Origin of the sequence: Lysobacter enzymogenes (assembly GCF_017168095.1) — a bacterium.
GTDB classification, from domain to species: Bacteria; Pseudomonadota; Gammaproteobacteria; order Xanthomonadales; family Xanthomonadaceae; genus Lysobacter; species Lysobacter enzymogenes_D.
In genome coordinates, this window is record NZ_LXSD01000502.1 from 1 (window position 1) to 7915 (window position 7915).

A 7915-nucleotide genomic window follows, 5' to 3' on the forward strand; every position below is an offset into this window, starting at 1 on the left:
CGCCGGCGCCGCAAGCGCGCGGCGACGAAACCGCCCGCGCGCGCGACGGAACCCGGCCGGAGGCGACGAAACCGGCCGCCGCGCTCAGTGCGCGCGTTGCGCCGCGCGCTGCGGCAACAGCAGCACGCCGGCCAGGATCAGCGCCGCGAGCACCGCAGAGGCCGCGTAGCGGCTCAACTCCAGGCCGCCGCTGGCCAGCGGCTTGTCGAGGAAATCGCCGACCACCGCGCCGAACGGGCGGGTCAGCACGAACGCGGCCCAGAACAACAGCGTGCGCGACAACTGCGTCCACCAATACAGGACCGCGACCGCGCCCAGCGCCAGCGCGAACGCGCCGATGCCGCCGAGGTAGCCCAGTCCGGCGGTGTCGGCGGCCCAATCGCCGAGCGCGGTGCCCAGCGTCTGCGAGAACATGATCGTCAGCCAGTAATAGGCCTCCGCGCGCGGCCCGGCGACGCTCTCCACCGCGATCGAGCCCTGGCTGCGGTGCCAGGCCCACAGCGAGGTCAACAGCAAGGCCGACAGCAACGCAGTGCCGCCGGTGTAGCCGATGCCGAGCGAGCGGGTGGCGAAATCGGCCAGGGTGGTGCCGACCGTAGTGCTGGCGACGATGGTCGTCCAGTACAGCAGCGGGTGAAAACGGCGCGCGCGGATCTGCGCCGACACCGCCAGCGCGAACAACACGGCGAAGATGCCGGTGCCGGCCAGATAGCCCAGGTCCATCGACATCGACACCGCGTCGCCGCCGGTCTCGCCGAGGGTGGTGGCGAGGACTTTGAGCGCCCAGAACGCGGCGGTGACCTGGGGCACCTTGCTCGAGGCGGAGGATGGCGCGGAGTCGGCGGTCGTCATGGCGCGGGCGGCGGACGGGGAATGGGATGCGGCGGCAACGGCGCGACGCCGGGCTCGCAACGCGTGGCCAGTGTGCGAGGCGATTTGTCGGAACCGCGTCCGATCCGGCCGCGCAAACCGGCACCGCCGCCTGGCGGTTTCGCCTGGATTCACGCGCAAGAACGGGTATCGTGGCCGGCGACGCCGGGGCGGTTCCCGGAGCGGGAATCGACCGTGAACGGTGCTGTCTCGATGGTGTTCTTTCCCGCCCAGGCCGGCTTCGACCTGGCGTGGGCGCGCGAAGCCCTGACCGCGCAGGGCCTCAGCGTCGATGCGCAGCCCGGTGCGCTGGCGGTGCGCTGGGACGAGGACGGCCCGGTCTTGCGCGTGGCCTATGCGCAGGGCGAACAGATCGCACGCGAAGCGCTCGAACGCGCCGGCGAAGGCGCGCCGGCCGAGGCGCGGCTGCGCGCCTGCACCGCGCGCTTCGAGATCGCCATCGATGACCTCGACGAAGCGCTGGACGAAATGAACACCCTGATCGAAGTGCAATCGACCCTGCAGGACGGCACCGGCGGCTATCTGTTCAATGCCTGGAACGCGCAATGGTCGGCCTGAGCCGGCGGCTGCAGCGCCGATCCGCTTCGGCCTGGCCCGCGCGCAGGCCCACACCGTCGCGCAGTCGCGAGCGCGAACGTCGCGAGGCTGCGCGGTAAACCCGCCGGACAGCGATGCCGCGTGCGCGAGGCGCAGCATGACCGATCTCACTTGAGCGCCGCCCAGGCGCGGTGGCAGCATCGCGGCGATGAACGACTCGCCGGCCGATCCCGTCCACCTGCGCGACCTGGCGCGCCTGCGTCGGGTCCGCGACCGCATCGACCGCGAGTACGCGCAGCCGCTGGACGTGGAAGCGCTGGCGCGCGGCGCGCACATGTCGGCCGGGCATCTGAGCCGGCAGTTCCGCGCCGCTTACGGCGAATCGCCCTATTCCTATCTGATGACCCGGCGGATCGAGCGGGCGATGGCGCTGCTGCGCGCGGGCGGGCTCAGCGTCACCGAGGTCTGCTTCGCGGTCGGCTGCTCGTCGCTGGGCACCTTCAGCACCCGCTTCGCCGAACTGGTCGGCATGCCGCCGAGCGTCTATCAGCGCCAGGCCGCGGCCGCCACCGAAGGCATGCCGGCCTGCGTGGCCAAGCAGGTGACGCGACCGATCAGGAATCGAGAAGCGCCGGCCGAGGGGCCGGACGTAGCATGAGGTCTCCCGCCACCACCCACGCAGGACCGCCATGAACCTCAGCATCCATTCCAGCTTCCTCCCGCACACCGATCCGGACGCCTCGCTGGCCTTCTACCGCGACGCGCTCGGCTTCGAAGTGCGCAAGGACGTCGGCTACCAGGGCCTGCGCTGGATCACCGTCGGCCCGGCCGGCCAGCCCGACACCGCGATCGTGCTGTATCCGCCGCAGGCCACGCCCGGCCTCAACGATGCGGAAAAGCGCGCCATCGCCGAGATGATGGCCAAGGGCAGCTACGCCATGCTCAACCTGGCCACGCCCGACCTCGACGGCGTGTTCGCCAGGCTGCAGGCCGGCGATGTCGAGATCGTGCAGGAGCCGGTCGATCAGCCCTACGGCGTGCGCGACTGCGCGGTGCGCGATCCGGCCGGCAACATGATCCGGATCCAGGCCAGCGCCGCCTGATCGCCCGACTCGGCGAACGCGCGCTCGTCGGCGCGCGTTGAAAGATTGAACGCAACCATCACGATGCCGCGCGCCACGCGCGGCATCGCGATGGCGTATACGCGTGCACGATCCTGAATCTGCGCGGCGGGTTTGCAGTTCGCCGCGCCCGACCTCGGGTTTGCCCCAGTTCACCGCCGCGCGCCGCGGCGCCAAGTTGGTCGCGCAGCTTTCGCGGCGCGCCGTTCGCGCCGCCATCCGCATCGCCTCCGGCTGCGATGCGCGCCGCCGATCCGGCCTTCCCCTCGTACCGACGACCCTGCGAGCGCCCCCATGTCCGTTCAAGCCCTCGATCTGCAGAACAAAGCCGCCGCTTACGTTCCCGGCAGCAACGACTACAAATCGCCGAGCAAGGCCGAACTCGAGGAACTGGCCGACAAGCTGCACGACGTCGGCGAGAAGAAGGCCAAGAAGGACGATTACGACCGCCGGCTGGAAGCGCTGGCCAGCGAGTTCCTGCCGACGCTGAGCCCCGAGGACCGCGGCCGTTTCATCGGCACGGTGATGGAGAAGGACAAGGGCGCGCTGGGTTCGTGGCTGCAGAAGGACCGGCTCGACAAGCTGGTCGACAACGGCCGCATCGACGACAGCGACCGCAAGCGCGTGCTCGACGGCGTCAGCCGCGGTTTCGGCGACGACCACATTCCCAAGGACAAGGCCAGCGAGTTCATCGACACCGCGCGCAAGCCCGAGCCGCAGCCCGAACCGGCGCCGCCGAAGGACGACAAGCCTTCCGAGCCGCCCAAGGACATCCTCAACGACGGCTTCCGCGAGTTGGGCAAGGACGACCGCGTGCTCTACGGCGATATCAAGAACGTGTCCTATCCGGGCGAATACGATAACGGCTGGCTGCGTTTCGAAACCAAGGACGGCGGCAAGTTCGCGGTCGATCCGGCCAAGTCGCCGGACGTGTACGCGCTGGCCGAACGCAGTTACCTCGACGCCGGCCAGCAGACCATCGACAACGCGCGCGAGCGCGCCAGGCTCGATCCGACCGCCAAGACCGACGTGTTCTCGCTGGAGACCAGCGAGGAGGTCGACGGCCACAAGCTCAAGGTCGGCGACGCGGCGATGAAGCTGATGATCGACGAGCTCAAGGGCAAGAAAGACCTCTACGACGGCAGCCCGCAGGGCGAGTTCCTGCGCATGATCGAGGCGCGCAGCGCGGTCACCAACGGCAAGTTCATCCATCCGGTCTACGAGAACCGCCACATCAACGTCGGCGGCCGCACCAAGACCGAGACCGAGAACCTGCTCAAGCTCGAGCCGGCGGACATGAAGGAGATGCTCGACGAGGGCAAGATCAACCAGCGCCTGGACGCGCTGATGCGCGACGAGCAGGTGTCGGCGCTGTACCAGAAGAGCCTCAAGGAAGCGATCGGCAAGGTGCCCGAGGAGCAGCGCAAGTCGATGGCCGACAACCTGGCCAAGGTGGTCGAGAGCCCCGACTACGTGCAGGAGATCGGCAAGCTGCCCAAGTGGGACCAGCCGCGCGCGCAGGCCGATGTCGAGGATGCGATCTCGCAGCTGTCGCTGCTCGATCCCGACCGCGCCAAGGCCGCCGGGCAGACGTTCGCGATCAACGCGCTGGCGCGCGACATCGACGCCGGCCTGGCCGACGGCGAGTTCACGCCCGAGGCCGAAGTCGACGGCGTCGAAGCCGGGCTCGGCGCGATCACCACCGCCATGGACAAGGCCAAGCTCCCGGTCGACCTGACCGAAGGCATCAAGGAATTCCTCGGCAAGGGCGGCGACGACGCCAAGCGCGATTTCGCCCAGGTCGCCAAGGAACTGCGCGAGAACGGCTATGCGCCGGAGGACATCGACAAGGCCTTCGCCGACGTCGATTTCCGCAGCGACAAGAAGGACACCATCCGCGGGCTGATCAGCAACCTCGACTCCAGCGGCCTGCTGCCGTCGGTGAGCGGCGCGATCGGCATCGCCTCGACCGTGCGCGGGCTGGTCAAGGACGGTTTCGGCGAAACGCCCGAGGAAAAGCTCGCCGTCGCCGGCGGCATCATCGGCATGATCGGCTCGCTGCCCGACGCCAAGAAGCTGCTCGGCAACCTCGGCAAGGGCATCGACGGCTCGGCCCTGGACCTGCTCGACGTGGACAAGCAGGTCAAGGAAAACATCGGCGTGGACACGCATTACGGCAACCAGGCGGTGTCGGCGATCGGCGACAACGTGCGCGCCGCCGACATTCCACCGGTCGACGTGGCCAACCGCGACCGGATCGTCAAGGGGCTGGAGCAGACCGCGGGCGATGCGGCCAAGGGCAATCTCTCGCGCATTTCCCAGTCCACGCTGAAAGTTCTGTCCGATTATTCGGGCAAGGCCGGCGGCGTGCTCGGCGTGGTCACCGGCGGCATGGGCGCGGCCGAAGCCTTCAAGGGCGACAGCTCGGCGGCGGAGAAGGCCGATGCGGTGCTCAACGTCGTGTCCGGCACGCTGGATCTGGCGCCGGACCTGCTCAAGGCCGGCAGCAAATTCGTCTCCGCGGTCGGCGGCCAGGCCGCCGGCGCGGTGGCCGAGCGGGTGGTCGGCGCGATCACCCGCGGGCTGGGGCCGGTCGGCATGCTGTTGAGCGTGGCCTCCGAACTGGTCTCGGTGTTCGTCAACAACGCCAAGGACAAGAAGGAAGCCGGCGAGCAATACGACTGGTTCAAGAAGCTCGGCGACGACGGCGTGACCCAGGGCGACTGGAACCTCAAGTACGACTACGCGGTGACCACGCTCAACAGCTTCGGCAACGCGCGCGACTACATCAACAATCTGCGCGAGTTGCGCGGCGCCGACTGGGGCGGCCGCCAGGCGCCGGGCGACCGCAGCATCTTCGATTTCCACCGCGAGGAATTCGCCGACTTCAAGAGCAAGTGGGAGAAGGACCGCGGCGCCGACACGTATGTCGAGTTCCTCGACCCGGGCAAGCGCAAGGACGACTTCAAGCGCGAGAAGGACAGCATGGACGAGGTCAAGGAGTATATGGACAAGCACCCGACCTACTTCCCTGGTTATAACGACTGGGTGCTGGAACTCTGAGCCCCGGCGTTGAGTTCCGGCGCCCGGCGCTTGCAGCCGAAGCCGACCGCAATCCGATGCAGAGGCTGCGCGCTGCGATGTCGAATCCCGGCGCGCCGGCCGAAGCCGGCTCCAATCCGACTCTGAAGCTACGGACGCCGACGTAAAACTCCGACGTCCAACGCGGTGGCTGAAACTCACCGGCTCAACGCTGACGCTGCGCACACCGAAATCACCCCCACTCACTCCTGCGTCACCGCCTTCACCGCCACCCGCTTGCGCAACTGCCGCCGCAGCAAATGCCGCACCAACGGCCCCGGCACCCGCCATCCGCGCCAACGCAGGTGGCCGATGCGGAATGTCGCCGTCGCCGTCGCCAGCACCCGCCCCTGCGCGTCGCTGAGCCGCCCGGATACGAAACACAGCTGGCCGCGCCAATGCTCGATCCGGCCGTAGCCGAACACACGGCCGGGCCGCGCGGCCTGGATGAAGACGGTCTTCGATTCCACGGTGACCGCGATGCGGTCGGGCGGCAGCTCGACGTAGATCGCCGGGCCCATGCAGTCGTCGAGCATCGCCGCCAGCAGGCCGCCGTGGATCTGGCCGAGCGGATTGGTCAGCGCATCGCTCGCATCGAAGCTCACGCTGACGCTGCGGTCGGTCTCGTTATGGGCCTGGAAGCGCCAGCCCAGCAGCGTCGCCGCCGCCGGCAGCGGCAAACGGCCGTCGATCATCGCCCAGAATGTGTTGTCGCGGCGCATTCGCTCTCTCCTTCGACGGGTCGCTGCGCGCCGCTCACTGCGCCGCGCGCAACGCCAGCGCGCACAATGCGAATCCGAGCAACGACAAGATCAGCGCGGCGGCGGCGCCGGCGACCGGCGTGCGCGCGCCGGTCGCCCGCCGCAAGCCTGAGGCGATAGCGAGCGGCGGGCCGAACGCGAGCAGGCAATACGCCTGGAACAACGCCAGCGCGGCGAAGCCCGGCCGGGTCAGCACCCATTCGTTCAGCAGCAACGCGCCGCCGGCGACGCAGGCCAGCCACGCCGCGCCGAGCGCGCGCATCAACGCCAGCAGCAGCAAGCGCAGGCGCGGCGACAGGCTGTCCCACGACTGATCGGCCGCGGCGCGGTGATACGGCATGAAGCGCCGGCGGGTGAGATACGCCAACGCGAACGCCAGCACGATCGCGAAAGCCGCGACATAGCAGCCCGCGCCTGCCCAAGCCCATGCCCTCATGCCCGCCTCCTGTCGGCCGGACGGCCGCGACGCGATCCGAACGCCTGCACCCGGCTACAACGCCGGCGCGCCGGCGCCGTGAAGCCCGGGCGCGCAAACCGCAGAAGCCCGCTGCGCCCGTCGGTTCAGCCCGTTGCCGAACGCCTGTGACGCGCGCCCGCGCGACATTGCGAGCACCTGCGCACAAGCCCGCCCACGCCGGCGCCGGCGTGATGCGCGGCGGCTAAAAACTGCGAGCGCGTACCAGCACGGCTTCGCGCGACGTTGAACCCGGCTTGCGTCCAATGGCCGCGCGCGTCGGCCCATGCCCGACCTCCCCCATGCGGCAAGCACGCGCAGCCGTGCGGCCGCGCGCGGTGCCGCATCCGGCGGCATCGCGCGCGCGTCGTTCTCGCCCGTCGAGGAATCCGCGATGACCGCCTCCGCCTGGATCCGCTTCGTCCGCGCCGCGCTCGCCGCCGGTGCGCTGGCCGCATCCGCGACCGCATTCGCGCAGACCGCCCCGCTGCAGCCGCAACCCCCGCTCGCCGCCGGCACGCTCGCGGTCTGCAGCGCCACCTGGTACGGCGCCGAAGGCGAAATCCCCGAAGGCTGGCCGACCGCCAGCGGCGAACCCTTCCACCGCTTCGCCCTCGCCGCCGCGCACAACTCGCTGCCGTTCGGAACCCAGGTGCGGGTCAGCTACCAGGGCCGCTCAGTGGTAGTGCGCGTCAACGACCGCGGCAACTTCGGCTGGCCGATCTGCATCGACCTGACCTATGGCGCGTTCCGGCAGATCGCCAATCCCGACCAGGGCGTGGTTAGCGTCGACTATCAGGTGCTGTAAGCGGCCGCAGCTGCGGCGCTACAACAACCCCAGCTGCGTCGCCTTCAGCGTCGCCGCCGCGCGGGTCGAACTCTCCAGCTTGCGGAACGCGTTTTCAACGTGGGTGCGCACGGTGCTGGGGCTGATCGCGAGTTTCTGCGCCACCACCTTGTTGCTGGCGCCCAAGCTGATCCAGCGCAGCACATCGCGTTCGCGCTCGCTCAGCAGCGGCGCCGACGGCGCCGGCACGCGCCGCGGCGCGGCCGCGTGCGGCCGCAGCAGC

At 69.6% G+C, this 7915-nt stretch carries 9 protein-coding genes; 5 read left to right on the plus strand and 4 right to left on the minus strand.

What is annotated here, in order from left to right:
• Window positions 1-84: 84 nt before the first annotated feature.
• Window positions 85-810, minus strand: a complete 726-nt coding sequence (locus A7A76_RS20560) for a COG4705 family protein (RefSeq protein WP_428995211.1) — start codon at window positions 808-810, stop codon at window positions 85-87.
• Between the two features lie 255 nt (window positions 811-1065).
• On the opposite strand from A7A76_RS20560, the gene A7A76_RS20565 reads away from it, so the two are divergent.
• From A7A76_RS20565 to A7A76_RS20580, 4 genes are all read left to right on the plus strand, one after another.
• Window positions 1066-1449 carry a hypothetical protein gene (locus tag A7A76_RS20565; protein WP_206413058.1) on the plus strand — a complete coding sequence of 128 codons (384 nt, stop codon included), beginning with the start codon at window positions 1066-1068 and terminating at the stop codon, window positions 1447-1449.
• Window positions 1450-1636: 187 nt separating this feature from the next.
• Window positions 1637-2086: a helix-turn-helix transcriptional regulator gene (locus tag A7A76_RS20570; protein WP_206413059.1), complete on the plus strand. Its 450-nt coding sequence runs from the start codon at window positions 1637-1639 to the stop codon at window positions 2084-2086.
• Window positions 2087-2117: 31 nt separating this feature from the next.
• Window positions 2118-2531 carry a VOC family protein gene (locus A7A76_RS20575; protein WP_206413060.1) on the plus strand — a complete coding sequence of 138 codons (414 nt, stop codon included), beginning with the start codon at window positions 2118-2120 and terminating at the stop codon, window positions 2529-2531.
• A 312-nt stretch (window positions 2532-2843) separates the two neighbouring features.
• Window positions 2844-5612 carry a hypothetical protein gene (locus tag A7A76_RS20580; protein ID WP_206413061.1) on the plus strand — a complete coding sequence of 923 codons (2769 nt, stop codon included), beginning with the start codon at window positions 2844-2846 and terminating at the stop codon, window positions 5610-5612.
• A gap of 221 nt (window positions 5613-5833) precedes the next feature.
• On the opposite strand, the gene A7A76_RS20585 is transcribed toward A7A76_RS20580, so the two are convergent.
• Entirely contained in the window at window positions 5834-6352 is a 519-nt protein-coding gene (locus A7A76_RS20585) for a PaaI family thioesterase (protein ID WP_206413062.1), read from the minus strand.
• 34 nt (window positions 6353-6386) lie between these two features.
• Window positions 6387-6827: a hypothetical protein gene (locus tag A7A76_RS20590; RefSeq protein WP_206413063.1), complete on the minus strand. Its 441-nt coding sequence runs from the start codon at window positions 6825-6827 to the stop codon at window positions 6387-6389.
• 412 nt (window positions 6828-7239) lie between these two features.
• Between A7A76_RS20590 and A7A76_RS20595 the strand changes: the two genes are divergently transcribed.
• On the plus strand, window positions 7240-7653 hold the full coding sequence (locus tag A7A76_RS20595; protein WP_206413064.1) for a septal ring lytic transglycosylase RlpA family protein: 414 nt from the start codon (window positions 7240-7242) through the stop codon (window positions 7651-7653).
• An 18-nt stretch (window positions 7654-7671) separates the two neighbouring features.
• On the opposite strand, the gene A7A76_RS20600 is transcribed toward A7A76_RS20595, so the two are convergent.
• The coding region (locus A7A76_RS20600; RefSeq protein ID WP_206413065.1) for a response regulator transcription factor at window positions 7672-7915 on the minus strand (244 nt) is incomplete at its 5' end.